A 14875-nucleotide genomic window follows, 5' to 3' on the forward strand; every position below is an offset into this window, starting at 1 on the left:
AAGCGGAGCCCTGAGAATGCGCAAATTCCTCGTCGTGCTCGACGACACCCGAGAATGCCTGAACGCCATGCGCTTCGCCGCGATGCGCGCCGCCCATTCGGGGGGCGGAGTGGTGATCCTCGCCGTGATCCCGCCCGAGGAATACGGGCACTGGATGGGCGTGGCCGAGATCATGCGTGCCGAGGCGCGCGAACGGATCGAGGCGCATTTCGAGGTCTTCGCCAAGTGGATGCGCGATCGGCAGGGCGTCGACCCGGCGCTGATCGTGCGCGAGGGCGAGCCGGTGACCGAGATCCTCGCCACGATCAACGAGGACCCCGAGATCGGCATTCTCGTGCTGGGGGCGGGCAACGACAAGTCGGGCCCCGGGCCGCTGGTCACCCAGATGTCGCGCAATTCGGGCGCCCTGCCCTGCCCGATGACCGTGGTGCCGGGCGACATGTCCAAGGAGCGGCTCGAGGCCATCACCTGAGCCGCTGCGGCATCCGCGCCTGCCGCGCCCCGTTGCCGCGGGGCCAAGGGCTTTGCTAGACTGCCGCAAAAATCGGGCGGAACCGCCCGGACGCAGCAGGCCCGAGCAGCAGGACAGACCCGATGACCCTTTCCATAGCGAAGCTGCGGCTGGCGCTCTGCGCCGCCGCCCTCGCCTCGATCGCTGCCTGCGGGCGGCATAGCGAGCTCGATTGCATGGAGCGCGCCATGTATTTCGAATCGAACCGCTCCAGCCGCGACGGGATGGTGGCGGTGGGCAGCGTGGTGATGAACCGGGTCCAGTCGGGGCAGTATCCGCGCAGCGTCTGCGGCGTCGTCGGCCAGCGCCATCAGTTCGCGCCGGGCATCATGCGCAAGCGGATGAACCTGAAAACCGCGCCGCTGATCCCCTCGACCGCCGCCTCGGTCCTGCAGGGCGAACGGCACCCGCTGGTCGGCAATGCGCAGTTCTTCCACACCGCGACCTACCGCCCGCGCTATGACAACATCCATTACGTGCTGACCACCGGCGGCAATGCCTTCTACGAACGCCGCCCGCGCGAGAACGTGACCCAGTCGCGCCCGCCCGCGGCGCTCGAGGGCATCACCGGCTGGTGAGCCCGCCCGCCGCCCAGAGCGCGAGCCGCCGCCGAAGCGCGCGGTCGCGCTTCAGGTGCCATTCGCGGCGCATCGCCTCGACGCGCGAGGGCAGACGCTCGGCATAGATCAGGCCCCAGTCGCGGCCGCGGGTGGATTTCGCCCCGGCGCGACCGCGGCCGTTGTGCTCGGCCAGCCGCCGCTCGATATCCAGCGTCCAGCCGACATAGGTGACCACCGGTCCCGCGCCAGCCATGCCTGTCGTGCCCAGCACATAGACAAAGGCCGCCTCTTCGTTGTCCACGCCGTCCCCGCTCAGCCGTTGCGCAACCGGCTCTCGATCAGCAGGCCCTCTTCGTCAAGGATCGGATGGGCGACAGAGACCAGATGCGCATTCAGCCGCTTGAGGTCGCGCAGGATGTCGAGATGCAGCGACGAGGTCTCGCGGCTCTGCGGCTCGCCGTCGCGCAGCCGCACGAGATGGCGCTGCGCCGACTGCCGCTCGCGGTTGCGGATCTCGACCTTCTGCTCCATCAGCCGGCGGGCGAGGTCGGTGTCGCGGGTCATGAAGATGGTCTGCGCCATCTGCAGGGTCTCGCCGCTCATCAGGAACATCGCGTCGAGCTCCTGATAGCCCGCGTCCGAGAAGCGCAGCCCCAGACCCACCTTCTTGCGCACGCTCGCGGCCAGCCCCTTCTCGATGATGTCGCCGACATGCTCGAGGTTGATGACATAGTCTAGGATCGCGATCGAGCGGCGCCGGTCGTCCTCGTCCGCGGCGGGACCAAGGCGCGAAAGGTAGGTCTTCACCTGCTGCTGGCGCAGGTCGACCCGCTCTTCCAGCGCCGAGACCTCGGACAGGGGCGCGAGGTCGTTCTTGCGGAAGGCATGGCGGGTCTGGTCGAGCATGCGCTGGATGTCGTCACCGATGGCCAGCGCCTGCCGGCTGGCCCCGCCCAGCGCCAGCGCCGGCGCCGCCAGCGCCTGTTCGTCCAGCCAGCGCGGCGGCGCCTCGCCGGTCTGTTCGACCTCGGGCACCAACTGCGCCAGCAGCCGCGACAGCGGCCCGGCGAAGGGGGCGATGCCCGCCGCCAGCACGAGGTTGAAGGCCAGATGCGCCTCGACCGCGAGGCCGGTGTGCGGCAGCGGCAGCGCCTGCACCGCCGCGGCCAGCACGCCCGCCAGCGGCAGCGCGATCAGGCAGCCGATGGCGCGCACCAGCAGGTTGCCCAGCGTCAGCCGCCGGGCCGCGACCCCGGCGCGGGTCGTCGCCAACACCGGCCCCAGCGCCCCGCCAAGGTTCGCGCCCAGCACCAGCACCACGACCAGCCCCGCCGGCAGGTCGAGCGACAGCACCAGCAGCACCGCCGCAAGCGACGAGGAACAGGCCGCCGCGATCCCCGCCGCGACCAGCAGCGCCACCGGCCAGGCCGCGTCGAGCAGCCCGAGGAAGGCGGCCATCTGCGGCGTCTCGCGCAGCGGCGCGGTGGCGGTTCCCAGCAACTCCAGCGACAGCAGCATCAGCCCAAGCCCGATCAGCGCCCGGCCAGAACCGCTGATCGACGGGCGGTCGCGCCGGCTGGCGGCGACGCCCGCCAGCAGCAGCGCCGGCGCCAGCGCGCCGATGCCGGTCGCCAGAAGCAGCGCGGTCAGCGCCGTGCCGACATTCGCGCCCAGAAGCACCACCTGTGCCATCCGCCCGGCGATCAGCCCGCGATCGGTGAAAGAGGCCGCCAGCAACGCCGTCGCGGTCGAGGACTGCAGCCCCAGCGTCGCCACCAGCCCGGAAAGGAAGGCGCGCGGTGCGCTCAGCGTGCCCAGCCCCAGCGCGGTCTTCAGCCGCAGGCCGAAGGCCGTCGTGACCCCCTCGCGCACCAGTCCCAGCGCAAACAGCAGCAGCGCGACCGCGCCGCCGATCTGCAGGAACCCCGTCAGTGATCCCATGCTCGACGCATCCCCGTGGCATGCCCCTGCGGCCGATCTCGGCCGGATCCGCGCGGGGCCGAATGTAACAGAAGGATGACACGCCCCCGCCCGGCGTCAACGGGGCGACGGCGGAAACGCTCCTGGTCGATTGTGCCTGTGACATATTCTGCGCCCCCGGAGGGCGGGCGGCGGCGGGCGATTTAGAATGGCTCCAAACCTTGACCCACGCCCCCCGAAGGCGCATATCGGGGGCCAACCCGGAGGTCCGCGCCCCATGTTCATCCAGACCGAATCCACCCCGAACCCCGCGACGCTGAAGTTCCTGCCCGGCCGGACCGTGCTCGAGCTTGGCACCGCCGACTTCCCCTCGGCCGAGGCCGCGCAGAAGTCGCCGCTCGCCCGCCGGCTCTTCGCGGTCGAGGGCGTGACCGGCGTGTTCTTCGGCACCGACTTCATCACCGTGACCAAGGCCGAGGGCCTGGCCTGGGACCACCTGAAGCCCGCCCTGCTCGGCGCGATCATGGAGCATTTTCAGTCCGGCGCCGCGGTGATCGAGGGCGAGGGCGCGCCCACGGGCGGCCATGCGATGCATGACACCGAGGACGAGGCGATCGTCAGCCAGATCAAAGAGCTGCTCGACACCCGCGTGCGCCCGGCCGTGGCGCAGGACGGTGGCGACATCACCTTCCACGGCTTCGACCGCGGCGTGGTCTACCTGCACATGCAGGGCGCCTGCGCGGGCTGCCCCTCGTCGACGCTGACGCTGAAGATGGGCATCGAGAACCTGCTGCGCCACTACATCCCGGAAGTGGTCGAGGTCCGGCCGGTCGCGGCCTGATCCGGTTTCCATGACCGACGCCGTGATCCTGGCCTTCGACACCTCGGCCGCGCATTGCGCGGCCGCTTTGCTGCGGGGCGACCGCGTGCTTGCCCAGTCGCGCGAAGAGATGGCCAAGGGACAGGCCGAACGGCTGATGCCGCTGCTGGCCGAAACCCTCGCCGCCGCCGGTCTGGACTGGCCCAACCTCTCGGCGCTGGCCGTGGGGATCGGGCCGGGCAATTTCACCGGCATCCGCATCTCGGTCGCCGCCGCCCGCGGGCTGGCGCTGTCGCTGGGGATCCCCGCGATCGGGGTCACCGCGCTGGACGCGCTGGCCGAGGGCGGCCCGCGCCCGATGCGCGCCGCGATCGACGCCAAGCGCGGCAACCTCTACCTGCAGGGCTACGGCTGCGCGCCCGAGGCGCCGGTGCTGGTCACCGAACCTCCGGCCGCCGATGCGCCGCTGATCGGCCTCGACGCCGCCCCCGCCCTGCCGCTGGCCGAGGCCATCGCCCGCATCGCCGCCCGCCGGCTTGCCGCGGGCGCTCCCGGCCCCCGCCCCGCGCCGCTTTACCTGCGCGAGGCTGATGCCGCCCCCGCCGCTCCCGCCCCGCAGCTGATCGGATGACGCCCGACAGGCTGGCGGCGCTGCATGCCGAAAGCTTCACCGCGCCGCCGCCCTTCAGCGCCGCCGCCTTCGCGGGCTTCCTCGCCGACCCGACCTGCTTCCTGCTGACGGAGGGCGAGAGGGGAGGCGACGGCTTCCTTCTCGGCCGCGCGCTGGCGGGCGAGGCGGAACTTCTGACCCTTGCCGTGCCGCCCTCCGCCCGCCGGCAGGGCGCAGGCGCGCGGCTGGTCGCATCCTTCCTCGACGCGGCCCGTGCCCGCGGGGCCGAGACCGCCTTCCTAGAGGTGGCCGAGGGCAACGCCCCCGCCCGTGCCCTCTATGCCGCGGCCGGCTTCACCGAAGCCGGACGGCGCCGGCGCTACTACCGCCACCCCGACGGAACCACCGAGGATGCGCTGGTCCTTGCCCGCCCGCTTCTGCCAAGTGGTTGACGCGACTGCCGCAGCGCGGAATCCGGCTTGACCGGTCGCGGCCTTAAGGCTCTCATCCGATGCGATGTCCAGAGGCCGCCGCGTCACGAAGGCAGGCCCGACCAGACCGGGAGAGTTCCATGACCATCATGACCAAGATCCTCGGCGCGACCGCGCTTCTCGCGCTCGGTGCGGGGGCCGCGGCGGCCGATCCGGCGCTGATCTACGACCTTGGCGGCAAGTTCGACAAATCCTTCAACGAGGCCGCCTATGCCGGCGCCGAGAAGTGGAAGAAGGAAACCGGCGGCACCTACCGCGAGCTGGAGATGCAGTCGGAAGCCCAGCGCGAGCAGGCCCTGCGCCGTCTGGCCGAGTCGGGTTCGAACCCGATCGTGATGACCGGCTTCGCCTTCGGCGACGTGCTGAACACCGTCGCCCCCGACTATCCCGACACCAAGTTCGCGATCATCGACATGGTCACCGAACAGCCGAACGTGCAGTCGGTGGTGTTCACCGAGGAACAGGGGTCGTACCTTGTCGGCATGATGGCCGCGATGGCCTCGAAGACCGGGACCGTGGGCTTCATCGGCGGCATGGACATCCCGCTGATCCGCAAATTCGAATGCGGCTATGCGCAGGGCGTGATGGCTGCCAAGCCCGACGCCATTGTCATCCAGAACATGACCGGCACCACCCCCGCCGCCTGGAACGACCCGGTCAAGGGCGGTGAGCTGGCGCGCAGCCAGAAATCGCAGGGCGCCGACGTGATCTATGCCGCCGCCGGCGGCACCGGCATCGGCGTTCTGCAGGCCGCCGCGGACGAGAAGATCCTGTCGATCGGCGTCGACAGCAACCAGAACCACCTGCATCCGGGCGCGGTGCTGACCTCGATGGTCAAGCGCGTGGACAACGCGGTCTACGAGGCGTTCAAGGCCGGCGCAGACCTCAAGCCCGGCGTGCAGGTCATGGACCTGAAGGCCGGCGGCGTCGGCTTCGCGATGGACGACAACAACAAGGACCTCGTCACCCCCGAGATGAAGGCCGCGGTCGACGCCGCCGCCGCCAAGATCGCGAGCGGCGAGATCAAGGTGCATGACTACATGGCCGACAACACCTGCCCGGTGAAGTGACGGAATGCCGGCTGCAACGACGATGATGGCGGGGGACACCCCCGCCATCGAGCTCGTGGGGATCTCGAAGGCCTTCGGGCCGGTGCAGGCGAACCGCGACATCTCGATGCGCGTGATGCCCGGCACGATCCACGGCATCATCGGCGAGAACGGCGCCGGCAAGTCGACGCTGATGTCGATCCTCTACGGCTTCTACCGCGCCGATGCCGGCCGCATCCTGATCGGCGGGCGCGAGATCCAGATCCCCGACAGCCAGTCCGCGATCCGCGCCGGCATCGGCATGGTCTTCCAGCATTTCAAGCTGGTGCAGAATTTCACGGTGCTCGAGAACGTCATCCTCGGCGCCGAGGGCGACGGGCTTCTGCGCCCCTCGCTGGCCCGTGCCCGCGCGAGCCTCAGGAAGCTGGCCGAGGAGTACGAGCTGGACGTCGATCCCGATGCGCGGATCGAGGACCTGTCGGTCGGCCACCAGCAGCGGGTCGAGATCCTGAAGGCGCTCTACCGTGACGCCCAGATCCTGATCCTCGACGAGCCGACGGGCGTGCTGACCCCGTCCGAGGCCGACCACCTGTTCCGCATCCTTCGCGGCCTGCGCGACCAGGGCAAGACCATCATCCTGATCACCCACAAGCTGCGCGAGATCATGGAAAGCACCGACACCGTCAGCGTCATGCGCCGCGGCGAGATGACGGCGACGGTGAAGACCGCGGAGACCAGCCCCGAAGAGCTGGCCGAGCTGATGGTGGGCCGCAAGGTGCTCTTGCGCGTCGCCAAGGCCCCCGCCACCCCGGGCGAGGTGGTGCTGTCGGTCCGCAACCTGTCGGTCACCGATGCGCAGGGGGTGCAGCGTCTGAAGGACGTCAGCTTCGAGATCCGCCGCGGCGAGGTGCTGGGCATCGCCGGCGTCGCCGGCAACGGCCAGTCGGAACTGCTGGCGGTGCTGGGCGGCATCCACCACCATGGCCGGATCACCGGCGAGATCCTTCTGAACGGCCAGCCGCTCGACCTCACCGGTCGCGGCGCCGATGCCCGCGCCCGCCGCGCCGCCGGCATGGGCCATGTGCCGGAAGACCGCCACCACCTGGGCCTGATCCTCGACTTCACCGCCTGGGAGAACGTCGCCTTCGGCTATCACCGGGCGGGCTACGGCAGCGGACCGCTGATGGACCAGCGCGCGCTGATCGAGGACACCAAGGGCAAGATGGAACGCTTCGACGTGCGCCCGCCGATCCCGGCGCTGGCCGCCAAGAACTTCTCGGGCGGCAACCAGCAGAAGATCGTCCTCGCGCGCGAGATCGAGCGCAACCCGGACCTGCTTCTGGTCGGCCAGCCCACCCGCGGCGTCGACATCGGCGCCATCGAATTCATCCACCGCCGGATCATCGAGCTGCGCGATGCAGGCAAGGCCGTGCTGCTGGTCTCGGTCGAACTGGACGAGATCTTCTCGCTCTCTGACCGGGTCGCGGTCATGTTCGACGGCGCGGTGATGGGCGAACGGCAGACCGCCGCCACCGACGAGCGCGAACTCGGCCTCTTGATGGCGGGGGTCGCCGCATGAGACAGCCGCTTCCCGCCTGGGCCGACGTGGTGCTGGTGCCGATCCTCAGCCTGATCGCCGCCTTCCTGATCTCCGGCCTCGTGATCCTCGGCATCGGCGAGGATCCGGTCGAGGCGCTCAACACCATGGTCACCGGCGCGCTGGGCTCTGCCTATGGCTGGGGCTACACGCTCTATTACGCGACGAACTTCCTGTTCACCGGCCTCGCGGTGGCGGTGGCCTTCCGCGCCTCGCTCTTCAACATCGGCGGCGAGGGGCAGGCCGGCCTCGGTGGGCTTGGCGTGGCGCTCGTCTGCCTGATGCTGCCCTGGCCGCACTGGGCGCTGGCCCTGCCCGCGGCGATGATCGGCGGCGCGCTTTTCGGGGCGGCCTGGGCAGCGATCCCGGCCTGGCTGCAGGCCCGGCGCGGCAGCCATATCGTGATCACCACGATCATGTTCAACTTCATCGCCGCGGCCCTGCTGAACTACATGCTGGTCAATGTCCTGCGCCCACCGGGCAGCATGGACCCGGCCACCGCCCGCTTCCCCGAAGGCGCCAAGCTGCCGACCCTGCACGACATCCCCGGCCTCTCGGCCGTCTTCGGGCCCAACACGCCGGCGAACATCACCTTCTTCATCGCGCTCGCCGCCTGCCTCGGCGTCTGGGTGCTCCTGTTCCGCTCGCGCCTCGGCTACGAGATCCGCGCCTTCGGCAAGTCCGAACATGCCGCGGTCTACGCCGGCATCTCTCCCACCCGCATCACCATGATCGCGATGCTGATCTCGGGCGGGCTTTCGGGTCTGATGGCGATCAACAACGTGATGGGCGAGGCCGAGCGCCTTGTTCTGAATTCGGTCGAGGGCGCGGGCTTCATCGGCATCGCGGTGGCGCTGATGGGCCGCAACCATCCGTTCGGGGTGCTGCTGGCCTCGCTCCTGTTCGGCTTCCTCTACCAGGGCGGCGCGGAACTGGGCCTCTGGACCTCGATCCCGCTCGAGCTGCGCACCGTCGTGCAGGCCCTGGTGATCCTCTTCACCGGGGCGCTCGACCAGATGATGCGGATGGCGGTCGAACGCGTCTTCGCCCTCTTCCGCCGGAGGACCGCCTGATGGATGCCGCCACGCTTCTAGTGCTGGCCGACAGCACGATCCGCCTGGCGATCCCGCTGCTGTTCGCCTGCCTTGCCGGGCTCTTTTCCGAACGCGCCGGGGTCTTCGACATCGGGCTCGAGGGCAAGATGCTGATGGCGGCGATGCTGTCGGGCGCGGTGGCCTTCTGGACCGGCCACGTCTGGCTGGGCCTCGCCGCCGGTGTCGCCGGCGCCATGGTGCTGGCGCTGCTGCACGGGCTCGCCTCGATCACCTTCCGCGGCAACCAGCTGATCTCGGGCGTGGCGATCAACTTCCTCGCCTCGGGGCTCACGGTGCTGATCGCACAGGACTGGTTCCAGCAGGGCGGCCGCACCCCCGCCCTCTCGGGTGACGCGCGCTTCAACGCCATCACGCTGCCCTTCGCGGAAACCCTGCGCCCGGTCCCGGTCCTCGGCCCGATCTATGCCGAGCTGATCTCGGGCCACGCGATCCTCGTCTACATCGCCGTCCTCTGCGTGCCCGCGACCTGGTGGATCCTCTACCGCACCCGCTTCGGCCTCAGACTGCGCGCGGTGGGCGAAAACCCGGGCGCGGTCGACTCGGCCGGCGTCTCGGTCACCGGCCTTCGCTACGCCGCCGTGCTGATCTGCGGCCTGCTCGCGGGCCTTGCGGGCGTCTACCTTTCGACCGCGCTCTCGGCGGGCTTCGTGAAGGAAATGACGGCCGGGCGCGGCTACATCGCGCTGGCGGCGCTGATCTTCGCGAAATGGCGGCCCTTCCCCGCGCTGGGCGCCTGCCTGCTGTTCGGCGCGCTGGAAGCGGTGTCGAACCGCTGGCAGAACATCGACCTCTTCGGCCTCGTGCTGCCGATCCAGTTCATGCAGGCGCTGCCCTACATCCTGACCGTGATCATCCTCGCCGGCTTCATCGGCAAGGCAATCCCCCCGCGCGCCGGAGGCGAGCCGTATGTCAAAGAGCGCTGAGAACGCCCTGCTCACCGCAGAAGCCCTCGCCGCCCGCATCCATGCCGTCGCGGGGACCGAGCCTGTGGGCACCGCCCTGATCCTCGGCTCGGGCCTCGGCGGCCTGGTCGAGCAGGTCGCGGGCGTGCACATCCCCTACGACGAGCTGCCGGGCTTCCCGCATGCGGGCGTCTCGGGCCATTCCCCGAAGCTCGGCATCGGTCTCTTGGGCGGGACCCGCGTCGCCGTCCTCGGCGGGCGCGAGCATTACTACGAACGCGGCAACCCCGCCGCGATGCGCCTGCCGCTGGAAACGCTGAAGGCGCTCGGCGTCACCCGGCTGATCCTGACGAATGCCGCGGGCTCGATGCAGCCCGACATGCCGCCCGGATCGCTGATGCTGCTCTCTGACCACATCAACTTCTCGGGCCTGAACCCGCTGATCGGCGAGAAGACCGAGGCGCGCTTCGTGCCGATGACGGAGGCCCATTCCCCCGCGCTGCGCGCCGCCCTGCGCGCGGCCGCCGGCGCCGAGCAGATCGCGCTGCACGAGGGCGTCTACGCCTGGTATTCGGGTCCCAGCTTCGAAACCCCGGCAGAGATCCGCGCGATCCGCATCCTTGGCGCCGATGCCGTCGGCATGTCGACGGTGCCCGAGGTGATCCTCGCCCGCTTCCTCGGCCTCGAGGTCGCGGCGATCTCGGTGATCACCAACATGGCCGCCGGCCTGTCGGACGAGAGGATCAGCCACGAACACACCAAGGCGATGGCACCGCTGGGCGCGGTAAAGCTCGCCAGGGTCTTGACCCGCTTCCTCACGCCCTGACCGCCCCGCTCGACTTTGACCAAACATCCCGGGGGAGGCGCGCCCGCGCGCCCGGGGCAGAGCCCCCTCTTCCGCGGCTTTCGCACTGGTCCAAATATCCCGGGGGTGAGGGCCGCAAGGCCCGAGGGGGCAGCGGCCCCTGCCGCCCTCGCAAAACACGACTGATCACATAGGGTTAAGCGGGCTGAAGCCTTCCGGACACGCTTGCCCGCCGATCGCGCCTTCTCGGTTTGACAAGCCGCCGATTCGGGCGAAATGCAGTCGCAACACCCGCCTCCCGGACAGACGCCATGCAGATCTACCTCCCGATCGCCGAGGTTTCGGTCAACGCCTTCCTGCTCCTCGGGCTCGGGGGCATCGTCGGGCTGGTCTCCGGCATGTTCGGCGTCGGCGGCGGCTTCCTGATCACGCCGCTGCTGTTCTTCGCGGGCGTGCCGCCGGCCGTCGCGGTCGCCACCGGCGCGAACCAGGTCGTCGCCTCGTCGATCTCGGGCCTCTTTGCCCACATCCGCCGCAAGGGCGTCGATTTCCGAATGGGCTGGGTGCTGCTCGCGGGCGGCATGACCGGCTCGGGCCTGGGCATCTTCCTCTTCAACCTCCTGTCCCGCCTCGGCCAGATCGACCTCGCCGTGCAGCTGAGCTACGTGGTCTTCCTCGGCTCGGTCGGGCTCCTGATGTTCCAGGAGTCGCTGCGCGCCATGCTGCGCCAGCGCAAGGGCCCGCAGCCGCTGCCCAAGCGCAAGAGCCACGGCTGGGTGCACCGGATGCCGCTGAAGATGCGCTTCCGCGCCTCGGGCCTCTACATCTCGGTGATCCCGCCGTTCCTGGTCGGGCTCGGCATCGGCGTTCTGGCCGCGATCATGGGCGTGGGCGGCGGCTTCGTCATGGTCCCGGCGATGATCTACCTGCTGGGCATGCCGGCGAAGGTCGTGGTGGGCACCTCGCTCTTCAACATCCTCTTCGTCTCGGCCTTCACAACCTTCATGCATGCCTGGACCAACCAGTCCGTCGACCTCGTGCTGGCGCTGCTGCTGATCGTCGGCGGGGTGATCGGCGCGCAGATCGGCACTCAGGTCGGCGCGAAGCTCAAGGCGGAACAGCTGCGCATCCTGCTCGCGCTTCTGGTGCTGGCGGTCTGCGGCAAGCTCGCGCTCGAACTGCTGCTGACCCCGGCCGAGCTCTATTCGGTCGTGCCGAAGGGGCGCGCGTCATGATCCGCCCCGCCGCTCGCCGCATCGTTCTCGCCCTCGCGCTCCTGCTGCCCGCGGCGCCGCTCGCCGCGGAAGAGGTCGTGGCCGGCCTTTCGCAGAACCGCATCGCGATCGACACGACCTTCACCGGGTCCGAGATCCTGATCTTCGGCGCCGTGAAGCGCGAGGCGCCGATTCCGGAAAAGCCGCTGCAGGTGATCATCACCCTCGAGGGCCCGCAGGAAGAGCTGACCGTCCGCCGCAAGTCGCGCGTCGCCGGCATCTGGATGAACACCGAGCAGGTCGATGTCGACCATGCGCCCAGCTACTACGCCGTCGCCACCACCGCCCCGCTGCGCGAGGTGCTGACCGAGACCGAAGACCTCAGGAACGCGATCACCATCAACCGCGCGATCCGCTCGGTCGGCGCGACCATCGTCGGCGCCCCCGCCTTCGTGCAGGCGCTGGTCCGGCTGCGCGAGGCCGATGGCGCCTATGACATCGAGCAGGGCGCGGTGGACATCGCCGAGGACACGCTGTTCCGCACCCGCTTCCTGCTGCCCGCGAACCTGCGCGAAGGCGACTACCGCGCGCGGATCTTCCTGACCCGCGACGGGCGCATCGTCGACAGCCACGAGACGGTGGTCGACGTGCGCAAGGTGGGGCTGGAACGCTGGCTCTTCGTGCTCAGCCGCGAACAGCCGGCGCTCTACGGGCTGCTCGCGCTGCTGCTGGCGGCGGCGGCGGGCTATGCCGCCTCGGTCGGCTTCGCCTGGCTGCGCCGCTGAACGCGGCTTTCGGGCCGCGTGGCCCGGGCGCCGGGCGCGGCGCGGCGCGGCGCGAAACCGCTTCGGGGGCCGGCTCGGAAGGCCTTGTCAGAACGCCTTGAAGGTCATCGTGGTCAGCGTGCGCTGGATGCCCTCGATCCCGAACAGGTTCTCGTTCAGGTAATGGCCCACATCGACCTCTTCGGGGACATAGACCTTGGCGATCAGGTCCCATTCGCCCGAGGTCGAATACAGCTCGGACACCACCTCGCGGTCATAGATCCGGTCGGCGACCTCGTAGGTCTTGCCGGGCTCGCAGCGGAACTGCACGAAAACGCAGCGCATCGGGGGTCTCCTGCTTCAACTCGGGGCTGACGATAGGCCCCCGCCCCGCCAGAGGGAAGGCCCGCAGGCCCGCCGCCCCCGACCTTCGTCACGTTGACAGCGCCCCGCGCCGGACGATCTCTTGCGGCAGGGAGGACGACATCATGAGCGACATCATCGAATGGGTGCTGGAGATGGAGGTCCATGCCGGCGCGGCCGACAGGATCCAGCCATTGATCGACGAAATGGTCGCGGCGACGCAGGCCGACGAGCCCGGCGCGCTGCACTACGAATACTACATCACCGAGGACCGCGCGCATGTCACGGTGATCGAACGCTATGCCGACAGCGCCGCGGCCCTCGTGCACCTCGGCAATTTCGGCGCGAAATTCGCCGACCGCTTCTTCGCGATCTTTGCGCCGATGCGCTTCACCCTCTACGGGCCGGCCAATGACGAGCTGCGCGCGGCGGTGGCGGGGCTCGACGCGCGCCATCAGGCCCGGATCGCGGGCTTCCACCGCTGAGGGCGGGGCTCACTCTTCCTCGGCGACCAGCTTCAGCGCCGCCGCCGGAACCGGCAGATCCGCGGTCGTGAGCCCGGACTGCGGCCGCGACAGCCGGTTGCGCACCACCCAGTGCAGCCGGTGCTCGGCCCGGGTGATCGCGACATAGGCGAGCCGCTTCCACAGCGGCACCCCCGCTTCGGACCGCCCGGCCCGCGCCGCGGCGTAAAGATCGGGCGCGAAGACCTGCACCGTGCCCCATTGCGAGCCCTGCGCCTTGTGGATCGTCACCGCCGCCCCGTGCAGGAAGGCCGCCCCCATCCGCGCGGCGTAGGGGATGAACGGCTCTTCCTCGTCGGGCAGCTCGATCTTGATGATCGAGGCGGCCGAGACCCGCGGATCCTCGGCCCCGATGACATGCAGCCGTGAGAAGCCGGGCTTCTTGCCGGGGCCGAGCCAGATCACCTGCGCGCCCTTGATCAGCCCGCGCGCCTCCAGATCGATGCGCTTCTTGCGGTGCTTCAACGGCAGCTCGATCCCGTCGCAGATCAGCGGCTCGCCGGGCAGAAGCGCGTCCTTGGGCGCCCCGAAGGCGCCGCGGAAGGCCTGGATCAGCCGCACCCGCGTCTGGTTGCGCCACACCAGCACCGGCGAGCGCGCCATCAGGTCGCTTTCCACCCGCTCGGCCCAGACCACGCGGTCGTCCTTGCGCGCGGCCTCCTCGACCATCCGCTCGAACCCCTCGAAGGTCAGGCTCTCGTCGGCCAGCGCATGCGCCAGATCGAGGATCGGATTGTCCTCGGCCTGCCGGTGGATGCGGTTCAGCACCAGCCGCCGCCCCTCGGGCAGGCGGTCGAAGGCCATGGCGCCCGACTGGTTCACCGGCGCCAGCTGCGCCGGATCGCCGAACATCACCAGCATCGGGAAGATCTCTTTCAGATCCTCGAACTGCCGGTCGTCGAGCATCGAGCTTTCGTCGATGAAGCCGATGTCGAGCGGATCCTCGCGCCGCTTCCATCCCAGGATGAAGTCAGAGCCGCGCAGGCCCGCCGCCGCCAGCGCGCCGGGGATCGACTTCATCTGGTCGTAGAAGGCCTTGGCGCGGTCCAGCGCGGCATCGGTCAGCCCCTCGACCTCGGGCCGCTCGCCCTGCCCCGCCAGCCATTCGGCGATGCGCTCGTATTCGGGATCGTAGACGGGCGTATAAAGAATGCGGTGGATCGTCGTCGCCGGCACCCCGCGCGAGCGCAGCACGCTCGCCGCCTTGTTGGTGGGCGCAAGGATCGCCAGAGTCCGGCGGTCCTTCTTCTTCTTGCCCTCGTAATCGCCCGAGATCACCTCGCAGCCGGCCGCGGCCAGCGCCTTGGTCAGCTCGGACAGCAGCAGCGTCTTGCCCGAGCCGGCCTTGCCGACCACCGCCATGACGCTGCCGCCGCCTCCCGGCGGTTCGGTGCTGCCGTCGACGATGTCGACCCCGGCATCGAGCAGCGCCGCGGCAAGACTGTCCCAGGCCTCTGCCTGGTCCTCCGACAGCGTCGCTGCGGGCGCGAGGGCTGCGCGCTTGGCGGCCTCGGCATCGGGGTCATGAAACAGGTCCTGCGGCATGGCCGGGACCCTATCGCCAAACCCCGCACACCGCCAGAGCCGCCGCCAGCGCCGCACCGGCTCCAGACCGGCTCCGGACCGGCGC

The 14875-nt window shown here is 69.9% G+C and carries 17 protein-coding genes; 13 read left to right on the plus strand and 4 right to left on the minus strand.

All coding sequences use genetic code 11. From position 1 onward, the window contains the following. Positions 1-16: 16 nt before the first annotated feature. Positions 17-472: a universal stress protein gene (locus V8J36_RS07795; RefSeq protein WP_336466718.1), complete on the plus strand. Its 456-nt coding sequence runs from the start codon at positions 17-19 to the stop codon at positions 470-472. Positions 473-594: 122 nt separating this feature from the next. Further along, positions 595-1089, plus strand: a complete 495-nt coding sequence (locus tag V8J36_RS07800) for a cell wall hydrolase (protein WP_336466719.1) — start codon at positions 595-597, stop codon at positions 1087-1089. Here the strand turns inward: V8J36_RS07800 and V8J36_RS07805 are convergent. After that, positions 1076-1372 (minus strand): GIY-YIG nuclease family protein, encoded by a 297-nt coding sequence (locus V8J36_RS07805; protein WP_336466720.1) that lies wholly within the window; start codon positions 1370-1372, stop codon positions 1076-1078. The two genes, V8J36_RS07800 and V8J36_RS07805, sit on opposite strands and share 14 nt — an antisense overlap. Before the next feature lie 11 nt (positions 1373-1383). Continuing rightward, positions 1384-3012, minus strand: a complete 1629-nt coding sequence (locus tag V8J36_RS07810; protein WP_336466721.1) for a Na/Pi cotransporter family protein — start codon at positions 3010-3012, stop codon at positions 1384-1386. A 256-nt stretch (positions 3013-3268) separates the two neighbouring features. On the opposite strand from V8J36_RS07810, the gene V8J36_RS07815 reads away from it, so the two are divergent. The 10 genes from V8J36_RS07815 to V8J36_RS07860 all read left to right on the plus strand — a co-directional run bounded on the left by V8J36_RS07815 (position 3269) and on the right by V8J36_RS07860 (position 12379). Beyond that, positions 3269-3832, plus strand: coding sequence for a NifU family protein (locus tag V8J36_RS07815; protein ID WP_336466722.1), 564 nt, complete (start codon positions 3269-3271; stop codon positions 3830-3832). Between the two features lie 10 nt (positions 3833-3842). Next, complete coding sequence (tsaB, locus tag V8J36_RS07820) at positions 3843-4442, plus strand: tRNA (adenosine(37)-N6)-threonylcarbamoyltransferase complex dimerization subunit type 1 TsaB (RefSeq protein ID WP_336466723.1); 600 nt, start codon at positions 3843-3845, stop codon at positions 4440-4442. After that, positions 4439-4873: a GNAT family N-acetyltransferase gene (locus tag V8J36_RS07825; protein ID WP_336466724.1), complete on the plus strand. Its 435-nt coding sequence runs from the start codon at positions 4439-4441 to the stop codon at positions 4871-4873. Before tsaB ends, V8J36_RS07825 begins: the two co-directional genes overlap by 4 nt. A gap of 119 nt (positions 4874-4992) precedes the next feature. Beyond that, the gene (locus tag V8J36_RS07830; protein ID WP_336466725.1) at positions 4993-5982 is read left to right on the plus strand and encodes a BMP family lipoprotein; all 990 of its coding nucleotides are present in this window, start codon (positions 4993-4995) and stop codon (positions 5980-5982) included. A 4-nt stretch (positions 5983-5986) separates the two neighbouring features. Beyond that, on the plus strand, positions 5987-7540 hold the full coding sequence (locus V8J36_RS07835) for an ABC transporter ATP-binding protein (RefSeq protein ID WP_336466726.1): 1554 nt from the start codon (positions 5987-5989) through the stop codon (positions 7538-7540). After that, entirely contained in the window at positions 7537-8631 is a 1095-nt protein-coding gene (locus V8J36_RS07840; protein WP_336466727.1) for an ABC transporter permease, read from the plus strand. The genes V8J36_RS07835 and V8J36_RS07840 overlap by 4 nt, the downstream gene beginning before the upstream one ends. After that, positions 8631-9596: an ABC transporter permease gene (locus V8J36_RS07845; protein WP_336466728.1), complete on the plus strand. Its 966-nt coding sequence runs from the start codon at positions 8631-8633 to the stop codon at positions 9594-9596. The genes V8J36_RS07840 and V8J36_RS07845 overlap by 1 nt, the downstream gene beginning before the upstream one ends. Next, positions 9580-10401, plus strand: coding sequence for a purine-nucleoside phosphorylase (locus V8J36_RS07850; RefSeq protein WP_336466729.1), 822 nt, complete (start codon positions 9580-9582; stop codon positions 10399-10401). The genes V8J36_RS07845 and V8J36_RS07850 overlap by 17 nt, the downstream gene beginning before the upstream one ends. Before the next feature lie 290 nt (positions 10402-10691). Beyond that, positions 10692-11615 carry a sulfite exporter TauE/SafE family protein gene (locus tag V8J36_RS07855; RefSeq protein WP_336466730.1) on the plus strand — a complete coding sequence of 308 codons (924 nt, stop codon included), beginning with the start codon at positions 10692-10694 and terminating at the stop codon, positions 11613-11615. Beyond that, a complete protein-coding gene (locus tag V8J36_RS07860; RefSeq protein WP_336466731.1) occupies positions 11612-12379 on the plus strand; it encodes a TIGR02186 family protein in 768 nt (255 codons plus the stop codon). Before V8J36_RS07855 ends, V8J36_RS07860 begins: the two co-directional genes overlap by 4 nt. An 87-nt stretch (positions 12380-12466) precedes the next feature. Here the strand turns inward: V8J36_RS07860 and V8J36_RS07865 are convergent, their stop codons facing one another. Beyond that, entirely contained in the window at positions 12467-12703 is a 237-nt protein-coding gene (locus V8J36_RS07865; protein ID WP_336466732.1) for an Lrp/AsnC ligand binding domain-containing protein, read from the minus strand. 143 nt (positions 12704-12846) lie between these two features. Between V8J36_RS07865 and V8J36_RS07870 the strand changes: the two genes are divergently transcribed. After that, on the plus strand, positions 12847-13206 hold the full coding sequence (locus V8J36_RS07870) for a putative quinol monooxygenase (protein WP_336466733.1): 360 nt from the start codon (positions 12847-12849) through the stop codon (positions 13204-13206). 9 nt (positions 13207-13215) lie between these two features. Here V8J36_RS07870 and V8J36_RS07875 read toward each other — a convergent pair whose 3' ends face one another. Next, positions 13216-14790, minus strand: coding sequence for an ATP-dependent DNA helicase (locus tag V8J36_RS07875; RefSeq protein WP_336466734.1), 1575 nt, complete (start codon positions 14788-14790; stop codon positions 13216-13218). Positions 14791-14875 lie beyond the last annotated feature (85 nt).

Source organism: Frigidibacter sp. MR17.14 (assembly GCF_037095735.1).
Classification (GTDB): Bacteria; Pseudomonadota; Alphaproteobacteria; order Rhodobacterales; family Rhodobacteraceae; genus Frigidibacter.

Coding starts and splice junctions, on each gene's coding strand:
- V8J36_RS07795 (WP_336466718.1), top strand. CDS start 17: ATGCGCAAATTCCTCGTCGTGCTCGACGACACCCGAGAATGCCTGAAC.
- V8J36_RS07800 (WP_336466719.1), top strand. CDS start 595: ATGACCCTTTCCATAGCGAAGCTGCGGCTGGCGCTCTGCGCCGCCGCC.
- V8J36_RS07810 (WP_336466721.1), bottom strand. CDS start 3,012: ATGGGATCACTGACGGGGTTCCTGCAGATCGGCGGCGCGGTCGCGCTG.
- V8J36_RS07815 (WP_336466722.1), top strand. CDS start 3,269: ATGTTCATCCAGACCGAATCCACCCCGAACCCCGCGACGCTGAAGTTC.
- tsaB (WP_336466723.1), top strand. CDS start 3,843: ATGACCGACGCCGTGATCCTGGCCTTCGACACCTCGGCCGCGCATTGC.
- V8J36_RS07825 (WP_336466724.1), top strand. CDS start 4,439: ATGACGCCCGACAGGCTGGCGGCGCTGCATGCCGAAAGCTTCACCGCG.
- V8J36_RS07830 (WP_336466725.1), top strand. CDS start 4,993: ATGACCATCATGACCAAGATCCTCGGCGCGACCGCGCTTCTCGCGCTC.
- V8J36_RS07835 (WP_336466726.1), top strand. CDS start 5,987: ATGCCGGCTGCAACGACGATGATGGCGGGGGACACCCCCGCCATCGAG.
- V8J36_RS07840 (WP_336466727.1), top strand. CDS start 7,537: ATGAGACAGCCGCTTCCCGCCTGGGCCGACGTGGTGCTGGTGCCGATC.
- V8J36_RS07845 (WP_336466728.1), top strand. CDS start 8,631: ATGGATGCCGCCACGCTTCTAGTGCTGGCCGACAGCACGATCCGCCTG.
- V8J36_RS07850 (WP_336466729.1), top strand. CDS start 9,580: ATGTCAAAGAGCGCTGAGAACGCCCTGCTCACCGCAGAAGCCCTCGCC.
- V8J36_RS07855 (WP_336466730.1), top strand. CDS start 10,692: ATGCAGATCTACCTCCCGATCGCCGAGGTTTCGGTCAACGCCTTCCTG.
- V8J36_RS07860 (WP_336466731.1), top strand. CDS start 11,612: ATGATCCGCCCCGCCGCTCGCCGCATCGTTCTCGCCCTCGCGCTCCTG.
- V8J36_RS07865 (WP_336466732.1), bottom strand. CDS start 12,703: ATGCGCTGCGTTTTCGTGCAGTTCCGCTGCGAGCCCGGCAAGACCTAC.
- V8J36_RS07870 (WP_336466733.1), top strand. CDS start 12,847: ATGAGCGACATCATCGAATGGGTGCTGGAGATGGAGGTCCATGCCGGC.
- V8J36_RS07875 (WP_336466734.1), bottom strand. CDS start 14,790: ATGCCGCAGGACCTGTTTCATGACCCCGATGCCGAGGCCGCCAAGCGC.